This is a genomic window from Bacillus sp. C1 (assembly GCF_054570475.1).
The window spans coordinates 25,034-51,062 of the sequence record NZ_JBTMZT010000019.1 but is presented as its reverse complement, the minus strand read 5'-3'; the positions used below and the strand labels follow the sequence as shown (position 1 = coordinate 51,062).

Here is a 26,029-nt window from a genome sequence, read left to right as displayed (position 1 = left end):
CACTTCTACTATATAAAAAATAGTAGTGCGAACCAATGCCTTGGTCTGCACTACTAATCTTAGTATGTTTTGTATAGCTTGGAAAAGAAGAAGAAAATAATCTTTAATCATATATATGGCCTTATATTCACTCAGTTCTCGTTTCTTTTTCATAAGAAGTAATTGCCGCATTTGAAACATGGTAGAAGAACAGAGTAGAATGGCAATCAGTTGCCCATACAGATGGCATTCCAATCGTTCTCGTTTTATCTTTTTACAATGATGAATATGAAAGAATGATTTCCACGTTTTAAATAAAATCTCGATTTGCCAACGTAAAGAATACCAATCATGTACTTGTCCCATCGGGACAATATCCGTAGGGGTGTTTGTCATATATACATTGATACCGCTAAGTCGTTTACTACGAGCAGAATACTTCATTCCTTTCTTTTTTTCTCTTACAGTTTGATCTTGTAATCGTTTTTGTTGTTGTTCTTTTGTTAGTCGATGAACAATCACACGAGTTGGGACTTTATCAGTCATTCCTATATAAGCGTTGGATATTTCACATGTTTGTCCTGCTTGAAGAGAGTTCATTACAACATCCATATCTATCTGGATATACTCTGTACCTTTCTTGATTCTGCCATCTTGAAAATAATCAGGGTTAGGATTTTTTTGATAAATACGTGTATTCGATTTGATACGTGAGATATAATAAGCCTTTTTATCTTGTATATGTTGAAGATCTTTCAAATGAAAATAACCTAAATCTCGGATACATAAATCATTCGCTGTTACAGTTGGGACACACAGGGAACCGTAGGTTCGATCATGTTGTTTACCTGGACCTGTATGGATATGAAGGAACTGTCCACTTAATAAATCATACTCAAGCTGAATCTTTACTCCCGCTGTATGGCTGCATCCTCCTGCACCTGGATAAACGAATGAAAAGGGATCTGGAAGTTGAAATGCAGTTGAATCTAAAATACGAATACGCTTGAAAACAGAAGTATATGGAGAAGAAATCGGCATAGATGAGGTCAATTTTTGGTTTAGTAGTTCAGCTAATAGGTGTTGTAAAAATTGAACGGCCGCTTTATTAAATCGTTGATTCAGTCCCTCAGGGCTGATGAGCACTTCTGTTGATGCTTCTAAGCAGCTAGATAATTGAGTTAAAGAAGTCGTAGCGACATTTTGGCTCATCCATACACATAAAGCGATTAAATCTTTTGCTTGGTACTTACTAGTTCGTTGTACAAAACCAACATCTCTAGCAAGATCTCGTAAGATATTTGGAGATAAAAAGCTTTGAATCTCTTGAGCAAATAGTTGTAATTCATCAGATACAGAAATAGACATACAAAAACGCCATCCTTTCCTATGATTCTACAGAAAGAATAGCGTATTTTTTCATTTTATGGGGGATTATATACTTTTTAAGTTAACGGGCGTACGGTTAGTTCACCTTTTAAAATTAATATTTACCAAACAGGTCTTAACCTGGATGATAAATTACCTTCATTTGCTTCATAAACTAATTTTGTTAAATCCTCTTTGAGCATTTGCATTCGTTCAGTACCTATGTTTGTAATCCAACGCTGTTCAATCTCAGCTAGTATCTTCTCTTTTGCTTTTACAACTAACCAACCTCGTTCAGTCAAAATAATAATTTTCCCTCTCTTATCAGTAGGATGAGCTTTGCGCATTACATAACCACTTTTCTCAAGATAATCCACCATTTTACTCACAGCTTGCTTCGTAATTCCTAAATATTCGGCTAGTTCTATACCTGTTGCTCCATTAGGAGTGATACATTTAAACATAAAACCATGTACAGGTCTAATATCTCCAAATCCCAATTCATTTAATTTTTCATGTAATTCATTAATGGATGTACTAAAAGATAATGATAAAAGCGATGTAAGATCTAATTCACTAAATACTTGATGCTTCATACATAAAACCTCCTCAAATGAAGTCAACTTGGTTGACTACAATTAAATCCTATTGTACTATACGGTATATAGTCAATCAAATTGACTATATTTTGATTTTAAAAGGAATAGAACTTACCGAAACAAAAATTAATAAATTATGGAGGTTTCTCATGGCTAATATCGTTAAAATTAGAGGAAGTGTATTTGCACCTTATGCTTGGTTGGAACCTATTGAAGATCCTGCAACAGGAAAGATATTAGAATACACTGGTGATGCACGTGAATTTACACCTTATGCTGTAAACACTATGCGGTCAAGGTTAGAGCAAGAAGTGATTATTGATTTTTATAAAAAAGAAATTTTTTCACATGCAAATGCTTGTATCGTAACTGTGAAAATTACAAATCCAGATGGTTCTATCGAGTATAAAAAAGGGAGAACAAGCACAGAAAATATTGTATGCACTAATGTTGTGTGGGGTACTGATGAAGTTTCTTTTGTGATGAGAGCAAGTGCCAGCAATCCTTTAAATACAGCAGCACCTGCGGCTGATTATATATTAACAATACGTGTTAATAAAAGTGGTGTTGCGTATATTGAAGGTTCCCATGATGGGTTCCCTTGCTATGAATTTTATAAGCAAACAGATTTTGGTCCATTTGAATTAATATATACACATGATTTCAGAAAAACTGGAGACACTCCAGCAGCACTAGCTGGAGAAATGGAATACAGTTTTAAAATAATAATCTAGATATAAATATGAATCAGAAGAATGTCACTATTTAAACCAAAAGCAGAAAATATTAAAGAAAAAACAATTGAATATGCGAAAGAAATTGCGATTTGTTTTGCTCAAGGTTTTTCTGTATTACCCAAAATAAAATTACAGAGGTGTGTCTCATGACTAGTATCGTTAAAATTAGAGCAAGCGTATTTATTCCAATGTCTTGGACTGAACCTAAGAAGGACATTCAAACGGGTAATGTGATCCAATTTGAAGGTGACTCACGTGAATTTACACCTTATGCTGTAAACGCTATGCGTTCCAGAATTGAACAAGAAGTAGTTGTAGATTTTTACAAAAAAGAAATTTTCACATATGCGAATACTGGCATAACAACAGAAAGAGTCACAACTCCAGATGGTTCTGTTAATAAAAGAACAGGAAAAGCAAGTACAGAAAATATTTTGTGCACGAAGATTGTATGGAGTTCTGATGACGTCAAGTTTCAAATGAGTGCTAGTGCTAGCAACCCATTAAATGTATATGCACCTCCCGTTGACTACCTATTAACTGTACATGTTAAAAAAGATGGTACTGTTGATATTGAAGGTGAACATGATGGATTCCCTTGCTATGAATTTTATAAACAAACAGATTTTGGTCCGTTTGAACAAATTCATACACATGATTTTAGAGAAACTGGTGATACAGCTGAAGCTCTAGGTGGAGAAATGGAGTATAGTTTTAAAAAAATATTGTAAAGGCAATATAACGCCGTTTTGAGTGAATATATAACAACGCAAGAGTGAGTAACAGGAGGAAAAGAGAATGACAACAGTTTTATTTGTAAAAGCAAACAATCGTCCAGCAGATCAGGCAGTTAGTGTGAAATTATATGAGGCTTTTTTAGCAAGCTATAAAGAATCACATCCAAATGATACAGTGGTAGAGCTTGATTTATACAATGAAGAATTGCCATATGTAGGAGTAGATATGATTAATGGTACATTTAAGGCTAGTAGAGGACTTGATTTAACAGCAGAAGAAGCAAAAGCAGTAGCTGTTGCTGATAAATATTTAGATCAATTCCTTGCAGCTGATAAAGTTGTTTTTGGTTTCCCATTATGGAATTTAACAATCCCAGCTGTATTACACACATATATTGATTACTTAAACCGCGCGGGAAAAACATTTAAATATACGTCAGAAGGTCCAGTAGGTCTTATTGGAAATAAGAAAATTGCATTATTAAACGCAAGTGGCGGTGTATATTCTGAAGGACCAAAAGCCCCAATGGAAATGGCTGTTAAATATGTAGCAAGTATGATGGGCTTCTTCGGTGTAAAAGATATAGAAAAAATAGTAATTGAAGGTCACTACCAATTCCCAGATAAAGCAGAAGAAATTATTGCTACTGGGCTTGAAAAGGCTGTTAAAGTAGCAAGTACGTTCTAATTAATATAAAATTTGTTACTCTATACAACAGTACCAACACTTTTATAGTGGTGGTACTGCTTTTTTAGTCGCTTATCTCGCTACTCTTTTACATTTTATCCATATAGGGGTATTGCCCATCGCCATCAACTTAAAAAAACAGATCAACCCCAAAACGAAAAAATGCGCTGGATGGTTATAAATAATTGTAGTGAGATAAAAATTTTCATTTAGGGGGGCACTTCATAACTTTAGCTTGATGGCGATGTGGCTGTACCCCATTCATAAGTAATGGTGTATCTATGTTTTTTTCACCATAACCGTTACTATATAAAATATCTCCACTTGTGTTTTCTATAAGTAGAACACATTCATGTATTTGTTTTGATCTTGTTGTTTTTCTGAAAAATTCATCGATTTTCCTTTCCATACGTATCCTTCCACCATCGTATTTTTCACGTTGCTTTTATTTTTTTAATATCTTTTGTTATTTCTCATCGTTAACAAGTTTTATTCCAAGAAATGAATTAATATTCCTTATTTAATAAAGTGTAATTATAATTAGCGTAGGATCTTAAGATAAATCTTCGTTTCAAAATTAAGTATGGCTCAATGTAACTCTATTCTTCTATCAGTGTCAAAAAAAAGACAACTTAAGGAGAAAACTGTTTAGGTTGTCTTTTTTGAGCATGTAGTTTCCTACACTTAGGTTAATCTTTTTTATAAACTGATGAAATTGCATACTGTAAACGATCTGGATAATTTGTAAACATCTCATTTAATATCGTATTCAATCAATTTTTGCATATGTTTATACAATAAATGACCATGCTGTTAAGGATGTTCAATCCTTAACAGCATGGTCTATTCGTTATAATTTACGATTCAATATTTTTAGGTTCTTCTTTTACACCTTTAATAGGTAAGCAAGAACCTATTAGTGCAATGATAGCACATCCAATAAACATAAATGGTAAGCCATATACAGCAAGTAAAGATAACGTACCAAAAATAATTAAATCCAGTGCAGAATCAAGTACTGATAACAATGAAATTGTTGTTGCGCGTACATGTGATGGAATGATGTCATTACTCAGCTGTGAATAAATTGGATATCTGATCGCTCTTACAAATCGTAATATAATAAATGCTCCTAACACAATCCATAATGTATTTCCAAAGCATGCTGCTAGTAGTAATCCAATGACAGCTAATGCGCCTAAAAAATTCAATAAAAATATACGAGAGAATTTTCCGGTTAACCATCCTATAGAAATGGATGCAAAATAGCCACCTATTGCAGCAATTGCATATAATATACCAATTGCAAATACGGGAACACCTGCATTTTTCAAAAGTAGTTGATCATAGTTGTCAAAAACGGCACTCGCCGGAATAAATACAAGTGATATATTTAAGAACATGATGAGTAATTGTGGTTCTTTTCGAATAACTTGTATTCCTTCAATCACTTGTGAATACGATGATTCATTATATTCAAATCCTGCCGCCGGATTTTTTACGAATAGAAGTAAAATTAATTCTACGAAATGGAACAGCAAACCAAGTGTAATTAAAATGAGAAATTGCTCTTCTTTTAAATCTTTTACAAAATAAGATCCGAAAATCACAGCAATTAACATTGAAATAAAACTAGCGGATTGTATTTTTCCCATCGCTTTATCCATCAAATGTTGTTCATTTGTTTCTTTTAAAGATTCATATATTAAAGCTTCATCAGCACCAGAGAAGAACGTGACTGATAAACCATTCAATAAGCTATATAAACAAAAGAGCCATATGTTATCAGCGAAGAACAATATAGAAATACTTGTTATCTTTATGCAAGCGCCTGTTATAAAAGAGAATTTTAAGCCGAAGCGATCTGCAAACACGCCTGCCGGTACTTCTCCAATTAAAACCGCTCCACTCCAGCACATTAATACGATGAGAATATTGGAAGGAGTGAGGCCTCTTTCTACATAAAACAACGTCATAACTGCTTGTAAAAAACTAATTGTTCCAAAAAAATGAACCCAAAATAAAATAGAAATATTGTGATGGGCAATTGTATGCTTTTTCAAATTTTCTCCTACTTTCCGTAATTGGTGATTTGTTTTGTAACCGGAAGCAGGAGTGTTACGTTAGCCTAAACGCTATTCACTCCTCTTCCTTTATTTGAGAATGTTTTTAAAGTTTTTAACATATGAATTCCTCCTTACATGTAATTAAATATATCGTAACAAAAATTCTCACTATTCACAAAAGTATTTCATAAACTAGATAAGATTGTCGAAATGGAAAAAGTGGTATATAATAAGCAGTAACATTACTAGTAATTATTTTAGGTATTCCTAGAATAAAGGAGCGATACATATGAAAATTACTATTTATTTCGGAAGTCATGAAGATCAAGATGTACGTACAATGGATTGTCATTTAGATGTAGACGATGCAGAAGAACTTGTCTCTGTTTCATAATATAAATTTGCAAATAAGTTGGGGTGAAACCTCTTCCCTATCGCATGTAAGACACCTTTTAAAAGGTGTCTTTTTTATTGTTTTTTGGTGAAAATACCTTTACTTTATAGCGATTAAATAGTAAAATATAAATATACGAACAAACGTTCTTTTTATTTCAATCGTACTTGAAGGGATGATTTTTACAATGGCTCAAAACAAGCGCAGAGGAAGAAAAAAGCATACACCGACTATCTCAAATACAGGCTTTATCGGTTCTGTGTTTATTGATACATTGGAACTACAAAAAAAATCCTACTATTTCGCCCGTAAGAAATTACAAATTGTCCATCATGTTTTAGATGGTTTAGGAGGTGCAACAAGTGCATTATTTAAGGAGCATAATATTTCTGCACACATGTCTTGTGTATATTTACATAAACAACAGAAAATCGGTTTTGTTCTTTCAACAAAGCCTTTTGAACAAGCTGATGGTATCGCTTATTTTAAAAATTACTTAATTGAAAAGAATTTTTATGATGCTCAAGAGGAAGAATTCCAAGAAGTATTTAATACTGGGTTTATCGGGGTTGTATTTGCTGATTTATCTAGTATTGATCGTTTTAATTTTGAGTTCGAAATGAGCATGCTATCAAAATTAATGAAAGATATGATCATTCCTGTTAAGGAGCTATTTTTACGACATAATATTCCTGCTTATATCTCCACTTCTCATTTAGAGGAACAAAATAAATTAGGATTTGTCTTATCTGTAAAACCTTATGATGAACGTGCAGAAGCAGATTTATATTTTGAAACATATTTAAAGGAACGCGGCTTATATATTGGAGACGAAGAAGAAGAAATCGATAAAATTGTGATTCGCAAAAAAGTCGAATTTATATAGAAAAAATGCAGGATTGTAATATATCCTGCATTTTTTATTTAAAAGTCTCATTTTCTAAAATAATAACGTAATCATTTGTCATTCGCCCAGCCTCTTTTGTATAGCTAACAAGTCGTTGTATATTATCACAGCAAAGCTTTGCTCCCCATACAAGTAATGGAACACCAATAAAATCAATATGTAACCTTCTTGAAAACAATCCTCCTAACGTCATAGGAAGCGGAACTGTTGGCGATGTATTTGAAAAAATGATTTTTTCATTGTTTTGATAATGCTGCTGAAGAATTTCCCCTAAATTTTTCATCGCAGGAACAGCTATCTTGCATGTCCCATGCCCTACTGTATAAACTGGGTTTCCTCCCTCGTCTCGCCCATGAAAAATGATTTTTCCCATATCAGAAGTTTTAAGTTTATTGAAATAGTCCACATTTAAAATTTCTTCCTTTGTTAGTCTACGATCGGTAGGTAATTTATTTAAATGATACGCTGCTGCAAGTGAAGTTGTATGTGTTCCACCAAAATCTGTGTAAATGAAAATCATACTATCATCCTTATCATAAACATTTCATAGTTACTAGTATTACCAGCGCATCATTTACTAAACGAACTAAGAGGCAGATTGTTAAAAATGGCTAACTTACTTTACGGGACCAGTCTGTCCAAAATGAAGTGAAATGTATTCATCAACTTTTGGAATTAAGTGTCAGATCTTTTTATCGAATTCATTAACTCGAAAAAGTATTCCGGTTGATGAGTCTTATTTAGGCTATACCATGCATGTAATGTATCTGGTGCAAATACATCTAATTTTTTCAATACTTCCATCGCAAATTCTAGAGGTGCTACTCCTGATGCAGTGACCAAATTTTCACCAGATACTACAGGTCTCATCTCATAAAATTGTTCTCCTTTATAATTAGGACAAACCATTTTCATATACTCTAAGCTATTGCTTGTATGCTTTCTAGAATCTAAGTATCCCATATTCGCGAGACCCTCAGTTGCACCACAAATCGCCGCAACAATCGTGCCAATCTTTAAAGCTTGTCCAACTTTTTTTAAGAGAGGTTGATGAATATCTTCGCTCCAAGTATTCCCTCCAGGTAAAATTACAAGATCTTTACTTTCAAGTGTACATTCATCAAGGGAGATATCTGGTTGTATACTCAGTCCTCCCATCGTAGTAATCCTTCCTTTAGTAGCCCCTACTGTAACTACTTTTAAAGGTGCTATATCTTTTTTAAAATATCTTCCTGAGTTTAGTTCTGCGATTAAATATCCATATTCCCAGTCTGACATTGTATGAAATACATAAAGGTAAACTTTTTTTGTTTGCATCTAATAACACTCCGATCACAATTGATATAGTCTATACAGTTCTTCAATAGGTCCTATCGAACTAAACACCCGTTAGTTCAATAAGAGTGCACTTATGTAACGGGTATCCAAATTTCTATTTCATATTCATTTTTACAATTTCGGGCATTCCTTTTTTATTCTATATTCTTCCCTACCAATAAGAACTTGTGTTCCTTTTTGATTTTACACCAAAATTAACCAAATAAACAAGGTAATTATTAAACTAAAAGATGTTTCACCTAAATGGGATCAGTGCATCTTTTGGTGAAACGGGCGGTGATCGATCGTTGAATTCACACCAATGTTGCTTTTATATCTTGCTCCATTAATACTTCTAAAAATTGACCTGTTAATGTGCTGGGTCCATCATCAAATGTTAAATAAGCCACTTTCTCTACCGGTTTTCCATCAGGTCTTTTTTGCCTTATCTCTGATGTTTCATTTTTCTTTTCTTGTTGTTGTGTGTTAACTTGTTCGACGATAATTGCGCTTAAATAGGCTTTTTTTCCGTTCCCATATTTAAACTCTGTTACATTTGTACACCATTTTTCATTTGGCTTTTCCGATGTAAATGCCCGATTTAATACGTTCTCTGTCACATGATGCGATGGTGATTTACGATAAGGCTTTCGCTTTCGCCGGATAACGGACTTCAACCCACTCACCTGCATCAAACGATAAATACGCTTCTCGTTAACTACCGCTTGATTACTTTCTTTTCGCTGACGATTGATTGCCAATGCTATACGACGATAGCCGTAAATACCGTCTACTGGAATGTAAAAAAAGCGGATACCATATCTTAATTAGACATAGTATCCGCTTTTTTTTATAGTCCGTTTAAAATACTTGTTGCTTGATTTGGTTCCATTGCTACACAGACCCCGTTATTAAGACGAATAAAGGAAAGCATAATAATTCATTTTTTTGACATGCGATATTTATAGCTTATTACGCATGAAACATTGCATATTCCTCATTTTGTAAAAACTAACATTTAAGCGTCTATTTTAGTAATAGCATTCTTCACCTGCTGTTTTCGTCTAAGCCAAGTAAATATGATAGAAGCTATGAGAATAAATCCAAGATAGCCCGTTATAGGATATACAGTTCCTACTAATTTAGTAAATCCGATAAAACTAGCACTAAATGCTGCAATTCCAAATAGAACAACAAACATTTTGAATTTTGGCAATTCTGATTTTACAATCCTTGCTGTGAAAGCATACAACATTCCTACGGCAGTATTGTAGATCATACCTAATAATACAATAGACATTAGTATGCCGAATATTGGAGAAATCTCATTAGCCAAAAAGAGTATAGGCATATCTATGTCTGTAATTTTATTAAGTTTAGTAAGCATACCAAGATTAATAAGTAAAATAAGGATACCTAATCCTATACCACCAAATATGCCTCCAAGTCCCGCCGTTTTTTCGTCTTTTATTGTTCCTCCCATCACGATAAGCATAGCAGCTCCTGCGGCAATGTTATATGAAACGTATAATAACGCTCCTAATCCCCAATTAGATGCAGCCGCGTTTTGTTTATCTGCAATTAGTTGCAATTCATTAAAACTTACATCCATTGTGACAAAAGAGTGAACAGCAATGATGATGACAAGTACAAGTAAAAACGGTGTAACAAGCCCAATTATCGAAATAACTCTCTGAATATTAAAACAAACTGTTACAATAGTTAATAAAGTCATAATGATATTTCCAGTAACACTAGGAATACCAAACTGTTGTTCAAAAATCGAACCAGCCCCAGCCATCATGACAGCTGTTACACCAAATAAGAAAAATGTTATGATTACATCAACAACTATACCGAGGTATGAGCCACAAATATAGTAAATCACATTTTTATGGGAACTTGTCTGTAAACGACTTCCAAGTTGAGTTAGATTCATTCCTAAAAATGCAAAAAGAATAGTTGAAACACATGCTCCCAGAACACTCAACCATCCAAAGCTTGTGAAAAATTGTAAAACCTCCTGTCCTGAAGCAAATCCCGCTCCGACAATTAAACCAATAAATGCTCCTGCAATTCGAATACTTTCCTTCATACTTACCTCCCTGTTAATCTGAATTTTCTGATAAATTTAAATAAAGAAAGATCAGGAGGAACATGTCCTCCCCTTTCATCCCTATTAAAAATAATTTTTTTCATAAACTGTAAATCGTTGAATCATTTCTCGATTTGGTTCATAACCAATCCCTGGTCGCTCTGGAACGGTAATCATTCCATCTTCGACCACTACCTCAGGTTCTATAATATCTTGCTCCCAATAGCGAGAAGACCCTGCAGTATCGCCAGGCATAATAAAGTTTGATAATGTTGTTAAAGCAATATTATGCGCTCTCCCTATACCCGATTCCAGCATACCACCGCACCAAACTGGAATACCTTGTTCCTGGCACAGATCATGTATTTGTTTTGACTCTGTTAGCCCTCCAACGCGTCCAATTTTTATATTGATAATCTTACAGCTTCCTAGTTCAATTGCTTTTCTTGCATCCTCGTATGAATGAATACTCTCATCCAGGCAAATTGGAGTTAAAATCTCCCTTTGTAACTGTGCGTGATCAACAATATCATCTGGAGCTAAAGGTTGCTCAATCATCATTAAATCAAATTCATCAAGCGCTTTTAATCGCTCTATATCTTTTAGTCGATAGGCAGAATTGGCATCAGCCATCAATGGAACATGAGGAAACTGTTTCCGGACTTCCCTGATGACCTCAACATCCCAACCTGGTTTTATTTTTATTTTCATTCTTTTATATCCTTCATTAACATACTCATCAACCAATTGAAGTAAATCGTCAACCTTTTCTTGGATGCCAATACTAATCCCAACTTCTATTGCTTTCTTCTCTCCACCAAGGGCGGTTGCGAGCGGAATTCCTTTTTGCTTTGCATATAAATCCCACATAGCACCTTCAATAGCGGACTTTGCCATATTGTTCTTGCGAATATATGATAAGCGTTCAAATACCTCCTGCGGATGTTCAATTTCTTTATTAAGTATGCTAGGGATAATAAAATCTTCTAACATATGCCAATTTGTCTTTAAAGTTTCCTCATTATACCAGGGCGAATGAAATGCAACGGATTCTCCCCATCCGCTAATACCGTTTTCATCCTTAGCTTCAAGCAAGAGAAACTCCTTGTCTTGAAATGTTCCAAAACTTGTCGTGAACGGCGCTTTCAATTGCATTTTTATACGTCGTAAAATAATCTCTTTTACTATCATTTTTCTTTTCCCCCTTGATATTTAGATAAGTATAAGTGTATGTTTATCTTCTGCTATTGAAATTTTCTCGTGACCCCGTTTATCTCTAAATCTTTCTGCTTGACTAAAACATAATAGTGAACAAGCTCATCAGCATCTTTTATTAACGAAACAGCAACATACTGATGTGAAAATAAAGTTTGGAAGATTTCTCTCGTTTTAAAACGCCAATCAATTGCAAGATCATAATCTTTATTTTTTACCTGTTGAAAGCTGGATGGTACCGGTACTAATATGGGTTGATCCATGGCAGCAATACAATGTAAACCTTGTTCAATATTTATAAGTTTCGGCAAATGATCCTTTGATTGTATCCATTGAAAAACATGTTGTGCTTGATTCATATAATCCTCTTGCTGCTTAGAAATATGTGGGCTATCAATCCACCATTCAACTTTAAAACGATCCGAAGGAAGTCCACGATTCAAGTTATCTTCCATTTCTCCATAGCAATTTTCCATATATGTAGAGCAAAAAGCACGTAACTTCGATAAATTTAAATAAGCGTTTCGTGTCTCAAGTGGATCATACGTCCATGTGATTAAGTTATATCCCTTTTCATAAGCAAGTTCTTTTTGAACTTGTTTTAGTCTAGCTCCAACTCCTTTTCCTTGATGACTTGGATGGATACCAAGCATGTGGGAACATAGATAGTTTTGTCCTTCAAAAAATCCAGGGAAACTGTAGCAAAATCCAATCATTTCTCCATTTACAAAGGCTCCTAGTAAAAGACCTCCATTTTGGGAAGCTGTAATCGTTTGGTGAAGAGGAATTGGTTCCATATTCCATACATCTTTTTCAAGATTTTGCACAAACTTCATCTCGCCATAACCGTTTAATTCACGTATTTCAATTGTTGAATTCACGTTAACTCCCCCGTTTTATGTGCTTCTATTGTATTCAATACTGTCTTTGCAAGAATTTCGATACCAGCATATATAGCATTTTGATTAAAGGTCATTTTTGGATGATGAAGTCCAGGCTGTAAATCGCACCCCAATCCCAACATCGTTGCTTTAACGTCTGGATTTTTTAACGTATAAAAATGAAAATCTTCTCCCCCTGAAGTAATTATGGGTTCTCGCAGCAGATGCTCACCCAAAGACTCCACAATCGCTTTTCTCATAAAATGCTGGGCCTCTTTACTTACCTCAGCGGCAGCTACACTCGCTTTTGTTTCCAACACGATTTCAACCCCGTAAATCTTCTCCATACTTTTAACAATATTCTCGATTTTTTCGGTAAGTTCATTCATGACCCCATTTGTTTGCGCACGTAAATCTATACTAAATAAGGCTTTACCCGGAATAATATTTCCTGCCTCACTCCCGGCATGAAACTTTGTCATTTTCGCGGTGTAAGGCACCATCGGATCTAAATGAATGCTTTTCATTTCATTAATTATAGATGCCCCAATTTCAATCGAATTTTGTCCCAGATGTGGTCGTGCCCCGTGTGCATCCTCACCATGGATTTCACCTGTTAAAAATTTGGCTGCCCCGTGATAAATTGCAGGTGCAGCTTGATCATCTTGTAATTCTTGAATCGGTCTAAGATGGACACCGTATAAAAAATGCACACCATCCAACACGTGCTTCTCGATCATTTTTAAAGCCCCTGTTCCCTTTTCTTCCGCAGGCTGAAAAATGAATTTAAGTTTAGCAGTAGAAACATTTAACCTTTGAAATAAAAGCATTGTACCAAGAACTATTGCCATATGTGCATCGTGCCCGCAAGAATGTTTCGCTTGAAATTGACCATCAACCTCTTGCCAAAGCGCGTCCATATCTGTGCGTAAAGCAATACAAAACTCTCCTGTTCCTACTTCACTGACAAGACCTGGACAATCGTCAAAAGTTTGCACCATAAAGCCCCGTCCCTGTAAAAAACGCTGAATATATTCCGTTGTTTTATACTCCTTCCAACTAATTTCTGGATGATTATGTAAGTATTCATAGACTGAATCAATCGTCGGCTTAAGCTGTTGTATATACTCCTTCAACTTTTCTTCTCCTCACTTTATACAAAAAAGTAATCTCCATTCAGCTTTTCGTATCGTTCCTTACGCTTTTCAAATCGATCTTTATCCTTGATAGAAACACCGGCAACAATAGCATTCAAAAACGAAAACAGTACCGGAGTAGCATCAATCGTTGATTTCTCAGATGAATACATTGGAAAAATCGCATCTGCAGATTCCCTAATTGGAGCCAGTGAAGAATCTGTAATTCCAATCACAAAAGCTCCTTGCTCCTTAGCCATTTCAGCCACTTTAATTGTTTCTTTCAAATAACGATGAAACGAAATAGCAATTAAGGTTGATCGATGATCTATCTCGCTTAAAGTACATAACAAATCGTTTGTTTCCGGGTGAAGAATTTGAACGTTTCCCCTCACTAGACCAAGAGTCATTGTGAGCCAATTAGCTGCAGAAAATGAAGATTTCAACCCTAAAACATAGATTTTATCCGTTTTTACTAATTGATCAACAACCCGCTCAAACTCATTTTCATCAATATTATTGATTGTTTCTTGTATATATTGACAATCTCGTTCCATGACTTTTGCATAAAAATGAGGTTGTTCAGCTAATTCAAGTTTGTTGGAAAAGTACTGCCCTAGACTGCTCTTCATAAAAAGAAGTTGCTCACGAACCATTTTTTGAAGTTCAGAAAATCCTGATAGTTTTATAGAGTAACAAAAACGAATCACAGTTGTTTCACTTACTCCAACTTGCTCACCAATCTCACTCGCTGATTTAACAGCAAAGTCGCCTGGCTTTTCTAATAAATATTTAGCAACTCTTTGTTGACCTTTAGAAAGTTGATTGTATTCCTCTTGAATAATTTTTTTTAAATCCAAACGTGTCATCCTTCCTAAATGAATTTAAAGCTTCTATCAATCGCAATTATGAAGTTTTAACTTCATAATTGCGATTGATAGAAGAGTAGCACATACCACGACATAATTCAATAAAATTCTAAAAATTCTAATAAAATACCTATTTAATAGGTTTATTTGTTATGCACATCTTTAGTGTAGTCGTAGAAATTTCAAAAAAACACATTCACATATACCCTCTTGGCACCCTTAGCTTGATGGGTATGAGCCCTATACCTCTAAAATAAAAAATACTATTCTTCCTGATTAACATATTGAAAAAATAGTATTTTTCTATTTACCTATTTTGTTAGATAGTAAAATAATTAATAATGCCATCCACAATACCTTTTTTCGATTTTATCTGGAATTCTTCTGAATTCATTCTTTATTCATCACTTTCATTAGACGTAAACCCTAACTCAATTAAGATAGCTGGTGAAGGATTTTCTCTTAAGACAAGGAAATCACTTCCATGAATGCCTCTATCTCGAGTATCTATATTTTGATTAAAAATAGCTTTTTGAACGATCTTAGCTAACTTTTTATCTTTTCTTTTATTAGCCCCATAATGAGTTGTTATTCCATGTACATTTGTATCCTCAAAAGCATCATGATGAATGCTGATATAAAGATCTGCCGGATGGTCTTTAGCCACTTTAACACGTGCTTGTAATGTAATATCGCTCTTTTTTTCATTTCAACAATCTCCTTATCAGCTTTTAATTCGGTTTCTAATGAAAATATTAATGAACGCTGATAAAGATAAAATGCAGAAATGGCCTTGAAATTGAAAATCTATTGTAATTTTGTATTTGTAGTTAATGGAGTTACATAAAATGAAGCATAATTTTGTAATCAAACGGTGTACCAAAAACAATCGTTTTTGGTACACCGTTTGATGAAGGAGATGATAAACATGAAGTTTGGTTATATGCGTATTTCTATACTAGATCGAAATTTAGATCGCAAAAAGAAACAACTTTAAGAATTTGGATGCGATCGTATTCATTTTTTGTCCATTTCAAACAATTTGATTGTTACCTGTAATTTAAAAAGGAGTTCGAACGAAAAGTAAGATAATATCTTATTTATTTCATTTCTTAGCGAATGGACTTATGTGAGCCATCACAGTTAGGCTGCTTTTGAGATAACCCGCAAGTACAATCATTTAATCCCTTTCCATCGAGAATTTTTTGCGTATATTTTTCAATCCTCGACTCTCGAGTTTTCGATTGTTTGGCCTGAGAAAAATAAAGAATGTATGCTCTTTGTCTTCCAGGTGTCAATGATTCAAAAGCAGTTTTAAAAGTAGGCATTTCATCAAATTTATTTTGAAGTTCTTCAGGAACTATGAATTCTTTATGCTCTTTCTTTTTCACTTCCAAACCAGCTTTTTCAACTTCTATAGCTTCATAAATATAGGCTTTCAAGATCGTTTCCATCTCAATTATTTCTTGCACATTGGTGAACCGAATTTGGCGCGCCGCCTGTACATTTTCTGTTTGTTGGACTAGGATTCCATGGGTATCCTGTAACAAGGCACCTTTTTGAAACAGAAGCGCACAATATTCTTTAAACCCGTGTATTAAAACTATGTTCTTTTTCTCAAATGTGTAACAAGGATGCATCCACTTAAATTCTTCGGCCAGCTCACAGTCAAGAACGATATTTCTCAACTTCTCATATTCTTTCTTCCACTTTGTGGTTTTACTTAAAAATTCATCAACCTTAGGATTCGATATACCATTTGTCATTAAGAAACACTCCTCTTTAATTTTCCGCTCAATTTACAGCCAAGAATGATCGTTCTCAATTTCTTTAGTTCTTGCTGTCACTTTTTAGTTTTACTTAAAAATTTATCAACCTTAAAGCATTTCCCATACCCAACTTGATGAACTTGCTTAATCTTCGGGCAAGAAGGTATCTAAAAAGCTAATATAATGAAATCAACATAAATATGCAATGAAAAAATCATCTTATCTCTAAGAAACTATTGAGCAGTGATGATTTAAAGCGATACTTACATGTTTTTATTCATGATTTCTTGTACGGAACTACCCCCACCGTCACTTCGTTTAGAGGAAGGGGGATTCTCAGTTTAAATGATAAAACAATGATGATATCCGTATTTCCCTCCCAATCTAGATGAGATATAATAATATATTACTGAAAGGGTGTGTATTTCCTTTGAATATAATGGAAACAGAACGTCTCGCTCTCCGTCTACAAACAACTGATGATGCAGCGTTCATTTTAGAGCTTATGAATGATCCTTCTTGGTTGCAATTTATAGGAGATCGTGCTGTAAGAACAATAGAAGACGCAAAGGCTTATATTTTAAATGGCCCGATTCGTATGTATAAACAATTTGGTTTTTGTCTTTTTTTAGTGGAACGAAAGGAAGATCATGTTCCAATTGGAATTTGTGGTCTAGTAAAAAGAGATTCCTTAGAAGATGTGGATATTGGCTTTGCCTTTCTTCCAAAATATTGGGCTAAAGGGTATGCTTATGAAGCAGCATCTGCGGTGATGACATATGGAGCAAATAAATTGGGGCTAAATCGTATTGTAGGGATTACTACTTCAGATAATCATGCTTCAGCTAAACTTCTTAAAAAAGTAGGATTGCAGTTTGAACGATCGATTCAATCACCTAATGACACTGAAGAACTTAATCTATTTGTATTTGATAAACGAAAAGAAAGAAAAGCAGAAAAATAATTACTCATATAAAATAAAGACTCTCCAATTGAGAGAGTCTTTATTTTATATATTGAATTTTCGTAGATTATTTGTCGGTATAACTATTTTACACTCTGAACAGATGCTGGTTTCCAACCTTTATTCTCTACCCAATCAATGTATACTTTATATTTTTTATTACTTTGCTTATCTCGTACATTACCATATGCTTTATTCGTTCCATTATTTCCGATAAAGTCGTAAATAAGTTGCGATTCAGGCACATTAACAGCGTAAGAAATTGCCTGTTTCATTTCATTCCAATCTGTCGTTCCCTCTTTAAATTGCATAGCAGGTTTTGTCCCTTGTTCTGTACCAATTGGCTTCCATTGCTTATTTTGGTCTGCTGGATCTGCATTTTTCTCTGATTGGTTTTTATTTGTTACTGCTTCATTTGCCTTTTGTTCTTCTTGTTTTTTCACTTGGTTTTCATTATTTTTCTTTTCTGTTTCCTGTATTTTTGCATTTTCTTTTTCTTGATTTTGTTGTTCTATTAATTTTTGTTTTTCAACTTCTTCATTCATTTGTTCTTTTGAAGCGTCTTCTTCTGCTTGTTTTGTTTTCTGTTCGTTTTTCGTCTCTTTAGAAGATGCTTGTTGCGCTACTTTCTTTGTTTCTGGCTGTTCTTTTCCTTTTGTATGTGTAGTAAAAAATAATTGATACGATATTACACTAACTGTTAATAATACCAAACTTAACCCGATATTCACAACGCCGTGTCTATGGCTTTGTTGTTTTTTTTGGATCCTACTCTCATTTTCCATTCCTAAAACCTCCATGTTGCTTTACTTTAGACTCTAGTAAGTTTATTTTTATATTTTCTATGCTAATAAACTTAAAAATTCCCTATGTATAGTGTGCTCACGTTCCCCCTTATCATTTACACAAACCAAACATCTATGATAAATACGTTTTTCCCATCAGTATATGATTACACACGCTTCCTTATAATACATCTTAATATTCGGAATTTCAATAACAAAATGTTTGATTGAAGGGATCCCACCAATAAAACGCGAATTTCGTATATGATCAAGACCTAAATTTATAAATACTTAAAATTAAAAGGCCTACACATATTAGATATGACTAATATGTGTAGGCTAAGCATTGTTTTGTCTATGTTCTTTTTATAGTAACTAGTCCCTCTTGATTTTTTTCATGATCCCATTCTACTTGAATTTCGAATGTTCCTTCTTCAAAGAACAAAGGGAATCTTCTACGAATGGATTTTTGCATAGGAAGATTGTAAGCTTCATTAATATTCACCCAAACAGCTTTTCCTTCTGGCGAATCTTTAAGTAAATCCCCCTGAAAGTCCTTTGTAAAATAGTTAAATATCATATATCGGTCTTTGGCGACTGGATTAACATATTCATACAGTCCTTTATAAACAAGATTGCTAACTTCAAGACCAGTTTCCTCTTTAACTTCTCTAATGGCACTGTCAACAATACTTTCCGGAAATTCTACTTTTCCTCCAGGAGGAATGAATCCTTTGAAATCGTCATGCTGTCTATCGAGGAATAAAACCTTATCCTCATTTTGAATCATACATACCGTCCAAATTTTATAATTCACACCATTATTCATTCTGTTTCTCCCTCGTTTTTTATCTGAATTCTACCATCCTATTATATACATCCGTATATGCTACTTTCAATTACTCTCGAAGCTACTTATTTTCCGTCTCTACTTTTTTGATTCTTCACTTCCAAAACTTTAATTCCCCAGTAAGAAGCAATCTCTATTAGGGATAGCACCACATGCCCATCAAGCTAAAATTTTATAGTACCCCCAGAACGAAATTTTATACTAACTTGTAACAAAAAAGCTCATTTTTTCGTTTGGGGGATATTTGCTTTTCTTAGCTTGATGGCGATGGGGTATCACCACATCGCTATCAAGCTAAGCTTATGCAAAGTCAATTTTAAGCGAGATTGTTTCTTTTTTCTAAAGGGCAAGTGTAGATGATTGAAAGATTTGCATACGAAATAAACCCTAACGGGTTTCACTTTTTTGAATTAAGCGGCTTGATTATCAGACATGGTACAATTGTAAACGACACCTAATATATCAAAGACCGTTTTTTTCTCGTATCGATGAGATTTCCGCCCGTTTTGCTGTAGGAGATTGAATAGGCGAAGTAACACCTTTGATAGCTCTTGGGTGTTTTTTTGTATAGTTTGGAATAGAAGAAGAAAATAGTCTTTAATCATATATATGGCTTTATACTCACTAAGCTCTCGTTTTTTCTTCATGAGGAGCAATTGGCGCATTTGAAACATGATAGAAGAACAGAGTAGAATGGCAATCAATTGACCATATAAATGGCACTCCAATCGTTCTGGTTTTATCTTTTTACAATGATGAATTTGAAAGAATGACTTCCACGTTTTAAATAAAATTTCGATTTGCCAACGCAAAGAATACCAGTCATGTACCTGTCCCATCGGGACAATATCTGTAGGGGTGTTTGTCATATATACATTGATACCACTGAGTCGTTTACTACGAGGAGAATACTTCATTCCTTTCTTTTTTTCTCTTACAGTTTGATCTTGTAATCGTTTTTGTTGTTGTACTTTTGTTAGTCGATGAACAATCACACGAGTTGGTACTTTATCCATCATTCCTACATAAGCATCGGATATTTCACATGTTTGTCCTGGCTGAAGAGAGTTCATTAAGAACTCCATATCTATCTGTATATACTCTGTACCTTTCTTGATTCTTCCATCTTGAAAATAATCAGGGGTGGGATTTTTTTGATAAATACGTGTATTTGATTTAATACGAGAGATATAGTAAGCCTTTTTATCTTGTATATGTTGAAGATCTTTCAAGTGAAAATAACCTAAATCTCGGATACATAAATCATTCGCTGTCAAAGTTGGGGTACACAGAGAACCATAGGTTCGATCATGTTGTTTACCTGGACCCGTATGAATATGTAGGAACTGTCCACTTAATAGATCATACTCAAGCTGAATCTTCACCCCCGCTGTATGGCTGTATCCTCCTGCACCTGGATAAACAGATGAAAATACATCGGGAAGTTGAAATGCAGTTGAATCCAAAATACGAATACGCTTGAAAACAGAAGTGTATGGAGAAGAAATCGGCATAGATGCGGCCAATTTTTTGCTTAGTAGTTCGGCTAGTAGGTGTTGTAAAAGTTGGACGGCCGCCTTATTAAACCGTTGATTCAGTCCCTCAGGACTGATGAGTACTTCTGTTGATGCTTCTAAACAGCTAGATAACTGAGTTAAAGAAGTCGTAGCGACATTTTGGCTCATCCATACACATAAAGCGATTAAATCTTTTGCTTGGTACTTACTAGTTCGTTGTACAAAACCAACATCTCTAGCAAGATCTCGTAAGATATTTGGAGATAAAAAGCTTTGAATCTCTTGAGCAAATAGTTGTAATTCATCAGATACAGAAATAGACATACAAAAACGCCATCCTTTCTTATAATTCTACAGAAAGGATAACGTCTTTTTTGCTTTACGGGTAGTGTAAGACCTTAGCTTGATAGCGATGTATTGGTACTCCTTATAGACAAAATAAAAAAGAAAAGCTTGTGTTGTAATCAATCATCGTCATCATTATCACGATCGAAACACTGAGTGAACGAATCATCTGGACATTCCCCAGGGATCGGTTCACACGGGTTAAAGTTTTGATTATCGAGAACTTCGTATGGTCTCATCATATCATGGTCTTCGTGTTCAAGGATGTGGCAGTGCCACGGGTAGATTCCTATAAATGGCCCAAAACGCGCAATGATACGGGTGACCTCCCCAGGATTGGCACGAACGGTATCTTTCCAACCCATCTCGCTTGGATCGGGTGGTTGTGGCGGTCCAACTATAAGGTCAGGACCATTTGGATCACCAGTAAACGTAGCACGATTCAAAATTTGAAAAGTAACAAGGTGCAAATGAATAGGGTGAGTGTCCGGTGTAGTATTGTAAAGCTCCCAAATCTCTATCGTCCCATTATATGGGGTTTCTGTAAGGGGCATTTGATCCCAATCTAGGTTATTTAATAAAAGTTTTAAACGCCCGAATTCATCGGTAGTTTCAACTAAGAGGTTTTTTCGTACGATTACAGCATCATTAGGATCCAAGTGTTCTAAGCAACTTAACTTTTTTGGAATTTTACTGTTGTCAGGTTTGTGCAATTTTTGTTTGACACAAAATTCCATAATTTGTGTCAGGTCTGAAGAAGGTGGGGCACCGTTAGGGAATGGAGCTGGTGCGTCATTTGTTAAGATAATACTTTGACCTTTATGGTTTGAAAAATCGATAATAACATCGACACGTTCAGCTGGTGCAAGGATGATTTCGGATACGATGATTGGTTTTTCCAAAAGTCCTCCTTCTGTGCCAATTTGGACAAAATTTTGTCCAGAACTCAACTTTATACGATAAAAACGAGCGTTAGAGCCATTAAGGATGCGGAACCGGTATTTCCGTGGCTCGACTACAAGATAAGGCCATACTTTTCCATTGACTAGGATGGTGTTTCCAAAAAATTCTGGTACAACTGATGGATTTGGTAATGTTGGATCTATTGGTGGAGGTGGTTGTGGCGCTGGAGGTGGCTCATGTCCTGGTTGAGTTGGATAGAACAGTTCACCATTAGGATAAAATGAACGATCTTGTATGACTAGTGGAATTTCAAACTTTCCATTTGGTAAGTTCAATTCTTCCTCTTTCTTATCTCGAAGGAGATAGAACCCTGCAAGTCCTGCATAAACGTTCAAACGAGTGATTCCAAGGGCATGGTCATGATACCATAGAGTCGCAGGTCGTTGACAGTTTGGATAATAGTAAACTTCATGCACGAATTTCGGGCCAACATTTTCAAAGTTTCGCGTAAACCATGCCTCTGGATATCCGTCATTTTCGGGTCTAACCCGACCTTCATGTAAATGTACAACCGTCCTAACAGAAGGTTTGTCTGGTTCTGCTCCATGAATAGTTCGATCTACGGGTAGCAGATGTTCAAAAGGTAATTCATTTTTCCATTTGACTAAAATAGGGTGATTTCTTCGTACTTCAAATGTAGGACCAGGGTACATACCGTTGTAACCCCAAACGGTAGTTGGTGGCAAATCGCGATGTAACTTCTGTTCGACTTGCTTCATAGTTACCTCATAGAACGGAATGTTATCACGCTTATCTTTTGCTTTTAAGACAGGTGGAATAGGTAATGCATCTACAAACTTTTCTAAAGACATTTATCTGCCTCCTTTTTAAATAATCAGAATATCGCTTCACCTTATATTTTTATACCTAATCATCTTATGTGAAAAGAAACTTGAACAGAACTTACACTAAGAAAATGTAATGCATCGTTCTTTATATAATGAAAAAATGAATTTAATTCTCAGAAATAAATGTAGAGAGAAAAAAATTCGTTTTGGGTGCAACCTGTTCTGTTAGGTTGATGGGCATGTGGTATCACCAGCATTTCGGAAAAAAACCAAGCTAAGAAAAATAAAAGCCTTGCTGCATATGAAGTGTAGCAAGACTTTTTTAAGTTGTTTCATTCTTATACTACTAATGTCTTTGTTAGCTAACACTTTAATTGTTTTAACAGCCTTTTGTTTAATTCCCACAATGCTGTTTTGTTGCTATCCCATTTCAAAAGTGTTACTGCTTCCTCAAAGCACAACCATTTATAATTGAAATGTTCTTTGGATAATTCAATATTTTTTGTCGGAACTTTAACTCCAAAAGAAAACTCTTTTATTACATAAATATCTTCTCCCCAAAGAAATCCTCCAACTACATCCTCTACTGGTAGTGAAGACACGGAATCTAGTTTTATATATGGGCATTCTCTTATAATACCAGCCTCTTCAAATGCTTCCCGTTTTGCTGATTCAATAGGGGTCTCACCATCTTCTCCACCACCAGCTATTCCTTGCCAATAACCATAATCACTTCGGTTAAAAATAGCATATTGAATAGAATCATCAATTTTTATATAAGGAAATATCAATACTTGATATGGTGCTCTCATTGCTTAACCTCCTCCCTGTGTAATGATAATAAAGTTGTTTAATTTCAGCTCAAAAAAACACAGTAGCCTTCTGTATATTTGAATGACAGAAAGCTTTCAAAGTTATTTGGAAATCTAATTGTATCATAGAAAATAGATTTTTAAATTAATAATAAAGCTGTTTCATTCGAGAGCCGAAAAACACGAATTAGCCCCGAAATTTTATTAATACCCTTCTACTGATTTAACTCCATCACAAGAACCTCAATCTAAAAACAAAGAAAATAAAAAACAAGAATATGCTCCACCTACTCCACCGATTGAACCTAATATATCAACTAAGGCTATAGTTCCAAAAACAACAGGAAAATTATTTTTTAGAAAAATCTCATCTTCTAGTCCTTATATATGTTCTGCATCTGTTATAAATAGTGATGCTGATAATGCTGTATTGACAGTAGGACATTGTGTTCATGGAGATGGTTCATGGTACAAAAATTTTGTTTTTGTTCCGGCATATTATGATGGTGAACGTCCTTCTAGTGCATGGATTTGGGGAACGTAGACTTTCGAAAAAAGGAAACAATCTCGCTTATAATTGACGTTACATGAGCTTAGGTTGATAGCGATGTGATGAGATCCCTTGAAATACAAAAAGACGCACGTTTTCGTACGCACATCTTTTTGTACTTTTATACTCTTACATTTCTTTAGAATCTAATGAATGGGATGAATATAATTTTGCTTTTGATGGTTGAACACTGAAAATAAATAGTGTAATAGATACCAAAAACATTATAAATGCTCCTGAAACTACAACAAATCGTATAGATATAAGCTCAGAAAAAATACCAAAGATTACAGTAAAAATAATAATTAAAAAAGCCTCAATAAACCCGTAAATACTTATAACTCTCCCCATCACATCAACAGGTATATTGTTTTGATAAAATGTGTAAAAACCAGTATTAGAAAAGGCAGTAGCAAATGACAAAACAAAAACGCCTATAGATGCTATAAAAAAGGTATTAGAGGATGTAAAAACCATATAACCTACTGCAGTTATTAAGGAACCCATACCAATAAGCCATGAGGTAAGTATTTTTTCAACGATTATTGTATTAGATACAGAACCTGCTAATACTCCTGCTCCAGCAATGCTGACTAAGACTCCATACTCACCTTCAGATAAGGAAAGTATCCTAGTTGCAAAAGCAGCTTCCAGCGAATCTGTGGCTGTCATCATGACGATCATCGCACTAAACAAAAGATAAATCGTCATGGTATATAGATACTTACGACTAAATCCAATGACAAGCTTCCAATCATCTATTAATAGCTTAACAGATAATTTTGTTGTATGTGATGTTTTTTCTAATTGGGTAGAGGATTCTACATTAGGCATTCCTACTGTAATTAATGCAGATAAAAATAAAGCTCCAGCATTGATATAAATAGCCATATTAGGTGTACCAATTGTAAACATCATTCCCGCTATTGCTGGTCCAGTCAAAAAAGCTCCGGAATCAAGTAGGCTACGCAAAGAATTGAAACGTTTTCTTTGTTCGGTTGGTATTAACTTCGTGATATAAGTTACCGATGTCGAATGATACATAGAGCTCGCTATTGTAATAAGAAAGACCATAGCATATATAAGCCCTAAAGAAGAGAAGAAAGGTAATAATGCAATTAGCACAGTCTGAAAGACATCTAATGCTATCATGAGATATTTTTTATTTAAACGATCTACAAGACTTCCTGACCAAATATTAGTAAACAGTGTTGATAAAGCTCTAATAATATATAAACCAGAGACGGCAATGGCCGACTCTGTTATGTTAAGAACGATAAGGTTTAGAGCGATAAAGTAAATCCAACTTCCAACACTTGAAACACCAATGCTAAACAATAAGATAGATGGATACCGCCAAGTTTCCAATGTTTTGTTAAAACTCAATTGAATTCCTCCTAAAATATAATCAGATAGAATGCAACACTTAAAACAAAATAAAAAAATCCCACCCCCAAGACTTAAGTCTTGGGGGCGAGATTTATCATCGCGGTGCCACCCCAGTTTATTAATATGTCACCATATTAATCTTATCAGGTACGACATTTCAAAAATGTTTATACCTTAGCTCTATAACGGGAGCTCCCGTCACACTATCCCCTTTTTAAAGGTTCCGGTATGATGCTCAGAGGCTTGCTTCAATAAGAAATGCTGGCTCCTTTTCAGCTACTGGAGCTCTCTGTGAAGAATTTACCTTAT

At 34.7% G+C, this 26,029-nt stretch carries 23 protein-coding genes, 3 pseudogenes and 1 other annotated feature (1 of these 27 only partly in view); of the genes and pseudogenes, 5 read left to right on the top strand and 21 right to left on the bottom strand.

Features of this window, described 5'->3' with window-relative positions; all coding sequences use genetic code 11:
* On the bottom strand, positions 1-1,347 hold a 1,347-nt coding region (locus ACX5JI_RS25445), incomplete at its 3' end, for an IS4 family transposase (protein WP_459503758.1).
* A 122-nt stretch (positions 1,348-1,469) separates the two neighbouring features.
* Positions 1,470-1,943, bottom strand: coding sequence for a MarR family winged helix-turn-helix transcriptional regulator (locus ACX5JI_RS25440; protein WP_207996754.1), 474 nt, complete (start codon positions 1,941-1,943; stop codon positions 1,470-1,472).
* 152 nt (positions 1,944-2,095) lie between these two features.
* Between ACX5JI_RS25440 and ACX5JI_RS25435 the strand changes: the two genes are divergently transcribed.
* The 3 genes from ACX5JI_RS25435 to ACX5JI_RS25425 all read left to right on the top strand — a co-directional run bounded on the left by ACX5JI_RS25435 (position 2,096) and on the right by ACX5JI_RS25425 (position 4,108).
* Positions 2,096-2,680, top strand: coding sequence for a DUF3238 domain-containing protein (locus ACX5JI_RS25435; protein ID WP_459503757.1), 585 nt, complete (start codon positions 2,096-2,098; stop codon positions 2,678-2,680).
* Between the two features lie 149 nt (positions 2,681-2,829).
* Complete coding sequence (locus ACX5JI_RS25430) at positions 2,830-3,414, top strand: DUF3238 domain-containing protein (RefSeq protein WP_459503756.1); 585 nt, start codon at positions 2,830-2,832, stop codon at positions 3,412-3,414.
* A gap of 67 nt (positions 3,415-3,481) precedes the next feature.
* Positions 3,482-4,108: an FMN-dependent NADH-azoreductase gene (locus ACX5JI_RS25425; protein WP_459503755.1), complete on the top strand. Its 627-nt coding sequence runs from the start codon at positions 3,482-3,484 to the stop codon at positions 4,106-4,108.
* Between the two features lie 205 nt (positions 4,109-4,313).
* Here ACX5JI_RS25425 and ACX5JI_RS25420 read toward each other — a convergent pair whose 3' ends face one another.
* Entirely contained in the window at positions 4,314-4,517 is a 204-nt protein-coding gene (locus ACX5JI_RS25420) for a hypothetical protein (RefSeq protein WP_459503754.1), read from the bottom strand.
* Between the two features lie 448 nt (positions 4,518-4,965).
* Complete coding sequence (locus ACX5JI_RS25415; protein ID WP_459503753.1) at positions 4,966-6,171, bottom strand: MFS transporter; 1,206 nt, start codon at positions 6,169-6,171, stop codon at positions 4,966-4,968.
* Between the two features lie 572 nt (positions 6,172-6,743).
* On the opposite strand from ACX5JI_RS25415, the gene ACX5JI_RS25410 reads away from it, so the two are divergent.
* On the top strand, positions 6,744-7,454 hold the full coding sequence (locus ACX5JI_RS25410) for a hypothetical protein (protein ID WP_459503752.1): 711 nt from the start codon (positions 6,744-6,746) through the stop codon (positions 7,452-7,454).
* A gap of 34 nt (positions 7,455-7,488) precedes the next feature.
* On the opposite strand, the gene ACX5JI_RS25405 is transcribed toward ACX5JI_RS25410, so the two are convergent.
* The 11 genes and pseudogenes from ACX5JI_RS25405 to ACX5JI_RS25355 form a co-directional block, all read right to left on the bottom strand.
* Positions 7,489-7,995 (bottom strand): DUF3189 family protein, encoded by a 507-nt coding sequence (locus ACX5JI_RS25405; protein WP_459503751.1) that lies wholly within the window; start codon positions 7,993-7,995, stop codon positions 7,489-7,491.
* Positions 7,996-8,150: 155 nt separating this feature from the next.
* Entirely contained in the window at positions 8,151-8,792 is a 642-nt protein-coding gene (locus ACX5JI_RS25400; protein WP_459503750.1) for a type 1 glutamine amidotransferase family protein, read from the bottom strand.
* Between the two features lie 323 nt (positions 8,793-9,115).
* Positions 9,116-9,298 (bottom strand): annotated as a pseudogene (locus tag ACX5JI_RS25395) (polysaccharide deacetylase family protein); the annotation flags it as partial.
* Positions 9,293-9,607 (bottom strand): annotated as a pseudogene (locus tag ACX5JI_RS25390) (IS3 family transposase); the annotation flags it as partial. The pseudogenes ACX5JI_RS25395 and ACX5JI_RS25390, both read right to left, overlap by 6 nt.
* 203 nt (positions 9,608-9,810) lie before the next feature.
* Positions 9,811-10,887 (bottom strand): YkvI family membrane protein, encoded by a 1,077-nt coding sequence (locus ACX5JI_RS25385; RefSeq protein ID WP_459503749.1) that lies wholly within the window; start codon positions 10,885-10,887, stop codon positions 9,811-9,813.
* A gap of 84 nt (positions 10,888-10,971) precedes the next feature.
* Positions 10,972-12,078, bottom strand: coding sequence for an o-succinylbenzoate synthase (gene menC / locus ACX5JI_RS25380; RefSeq protein ID WP_459503748.1), 1,107 nt, complete (start codon positions 12,076-12,078; stop codon positions 10,972-10,974).
* 53 nt (positions 12,079-12,131) lie between these two features.
* Positions 12,132-12,938, bottom strand: a complete 807-nt coding sequence (locus ACX5JI_RS25375; RefSeq protein ID WP_459503759.1) for a GNAT family N-acetyltransferase — start codon at positions 12,936-12,938, stop codon at positions 12,132-12,134.
* A 41-nt stretch (positions 12,939-12,979) separates the two neighbouring features.
* A complete protein-coding gene (locus tag ACX5JI_RS25370) occupies positions 12,980-14,119 on the bottom strand; it encodes a M20 peptidase aminoacylase family protein (protein ID WP_459503747.1) in 1,140 nt (379 codons plus the stop codon).
* Positions 14,120-14,136: 17 nt separating this feature from the next.
* Positions 14,137-14,979, bottom strand: coding sequence for a MurR/RpiR family transcriptional regulator (locus ACX5JI_RS25365; RefSeq protein ID WP_459503746.1), 843 nt, complete (start codon positions 14,977-14,979; stop codon positions 14,137-14,139).
* 328 nt (positions 14,980-15,307) lie between these two features.
* Positions 15,308-15,679: pseudogene (locus ACX5JI_RS25360) on the bottom strand (N-acetylmuramoyl-L-alanine amidase family protein); the annotation flags it as partial.
* Between the two features lie 421 nt (positions 15,680-16,100).
* A complete protein-coding gene (locus ACX5JI_RS25355; RefSeq protein ID WP_459503745.1) occupies positions 16,101-16,754 on the bottom strand; it encodes a YdeI/OmpD-associated family protein in 654 nt (217 codons plus the stop codon).
* A 433-nt stretch (positions 16,755-17,187) separates the two neighbouring features.
* Between ACX5JI_RS25355 and ACX5JI_RS25350 the strand changes: the two genes are divergently transcribed.
* Positions 17,188-17,721 carry a GNAT family N-acetyltransferase gene (locus tag ACX5JI_RS25350; RefSeq protein ID WP_459503744.1) on the top strand — a complete coding sequence of 178 codons (534 nt, stop codon included), beginning with the start codon at positions 17,188-17,190 and terminating at the stop codon, positions 17,719-17,721.
* A gap of 83 nt (positions 17,722-17,804) precedes the next feature.
* Here the strand turns inward: ACX5JI_RS25350 and ACX5JI_RS25345 are convergent, their stop codons facing one another.
* The 6 genes from ACX5JI_RS25345 to ACX5JI_RS25320 form a co-directional block, all read right to left on the bottom strand.
* The gene (locus ACX5JI_RS25345; RefSeq protein WP_459503743.1) at positions 17,805-18,506 is read right to left on the bottom strand and encodes a YrrS family protein; all 702 of its coding nucleotides are present in this window, start codon (positions 18,504-18,506) and stop codon (positions 17,805-17,807) included.
* A gap of 355 nt (positions 18,507-18,861) precedes the next feature.
* On the bottom strand, positions 18,862-19,335 hold the full coding sequence (locus ACX5JI_RS25340) for an 8-oxo-dGTP diphosphatase (RefSeq protein WP_459503742.1): 474 nt from the start codon (positions 19,333-19,335) through the stop codon (positions 18,862-18,864).
* A gap of 431 nt (positions 19,336-19,766) precedes the next feature.
* Entirely contained in the window at positions 19,767-21,197 is a 1,431-nt protein-coding gene (locus tag ACX5JI_RS25335; RefSeq protein WP_459503741.1) for an IS4 family transposase, read from the bottom strand.
* 140 nt (positions 21,198-21,337) lie between these two features.
* Entirely contained in the window at positions 21,338-22,993 is a 1,656-nt protein-coding gene (locus ACX5JI_RS25330; protein ID WP_088060675.1) for a multicopper oxidase family protein, read from the bottom strand.
* Between the two features lie 338 nt (positions 22,994-23,331).
* A complete protein-coding gene (locus ACX5JI_RS25325) occupies positions 23,332-23,781 on the bottom strand; it encodes an NUDIX hydrolase (RefSeq protein ID WP_459503740.1) in 450 nt (149 codons plus the stop codon).
* 679 nt (positions 23,782-24,460) lie between these two features.
* Positions 24,461-25,717, bottom strand: a complete 1,257-nt coding sequence (locus tag ACX5JI_RS25320) for an MFS transporter (RefSeq protein ID WP_459503739.1) — start codon at positions 25,715-25,717, stop codon at positions 24,461-24,463.
* An 80-nt stretch (positions 25,718-25,797) separates the two neighbouring features.
* Positions 25,798-26,029, bottom strand: a binding site (T-box leader) (it continues 25 nt past the right edge of the window).

Coding starts and splice junctions, on each gene's coding strand:
- ACX5JI_RS25440 (WP_207996754.1), bottom strand. CDS start 1,943: ATGAAGCATCAAGTATTTAGTGAATTAGATCTTACATCGCTTTTATCA.
- ACX5JI_RS25435 (WP_459503757.1), top strand. CDS start 2,096: ATGGCTAATATCGTTAAAATTAGAGGAAGTGTATTTGCACCTTATGCT.
- ACX5JI_RS25430 (WP_459503756.1), top strand. CDS start 2,830: ATGACTAGTATCGTTAAAATTAGAGCAAGCGTATTTATTCCAATGTCT.
- ACX5JI_RS25425 (WP_459503755.1), top strand. CDS start 3,482: ATGACAACAGTTTTATTTGTAAAAGCAAACAATCGTCCAGCAGATCAG.
- ACX5JI_RS25420 (WP_459503754.1), bottom strand. CDS start 4,517: ATGGAAAGGAAAATCGATGAATTTTTCAGAAAAACAACAAGATCAAAA.
- ACX5JI_RS25410 (WP_459503752.1), top strand. CDS start 6,744: ATGATTTTTACAATGGCTCAAAACAAGCGCAGAGGAAGAAAAAAGCAT.
- ACX5JI_RS25405 (WP_459503751.1), bottom strand. CDS start 7,995: ATGATTTTCATTTACACAGATTTTGGTGGAACACATACAACTTCACTT.
- ACX5JI_RS25400 (WP_459503750.1), bottom strand. CDS start 8,792: ATGCAAACAAAAAAAGTTTACCTTTATGTATTTCATACAATGTCAGAC.
- ACX5JI_RS25385 (WP_459503749.1), bottom strand. CDS start 10,887: ATGAAGGAAAGTATTCGAATTGCAGGAGCATTTATTGGTTTAATTGTC.
- menC (WP_459503748.1), bottom strand. CDS start 12,078: ATGATAGTAAAAGAGATTATTTTACGACGTATAAAAATGCAATTGAAA.
- ACX5JI_RS25375 (WP_459503759.1), bottom strand. CDS start 12,938: ATGAAGTTTGTGCAAAATCTTGAAAAAGATGTATGGAATATGGAACCA.
- ACX5JI_RS25355 (WP_459503745.1), bottom strand. CDS start 16,754: ATGACAAATGGTATATCGAATCCTAAGGTTGATGAATTTTTAAGTAAA.
- ACX5JI_RS25345 (WP_459503743.1), bottom strand. CDS start 18,506: ATGGAAAATGAGAGTAGGATCCAAAAAAAACAACAAAGCCATAGACAC.
- ACX5JI_RS25340 (WP_459503742.1), bottom strand. CDS start 19,335: ATGAATAATGGTGTGAATTATAAAATTTGGACGGTATGTATGATTCAA.
- ACX5JI_RS25335 (WP_459503741.1), bottom strand. CDS start 21,197: ATGTCTATTTCTGTATCTGATGAATTACAACTATTTGCTCAAGAGATT.
- ACX5JI_RS25330 (WP_088060675.1), bottom strand. CDS start 22,993: ATGTCTTTAGAAAAGTTTGTAGATGCATTACCTATTCCACCTGTCTTA.
- ACX5JI_RS25325 (WP_459503740.1), bottom strand. CDS start 23,781: ATGAGAGCACCATATCAAGTATTGATATTTCCTTATATAAAAATTGAT.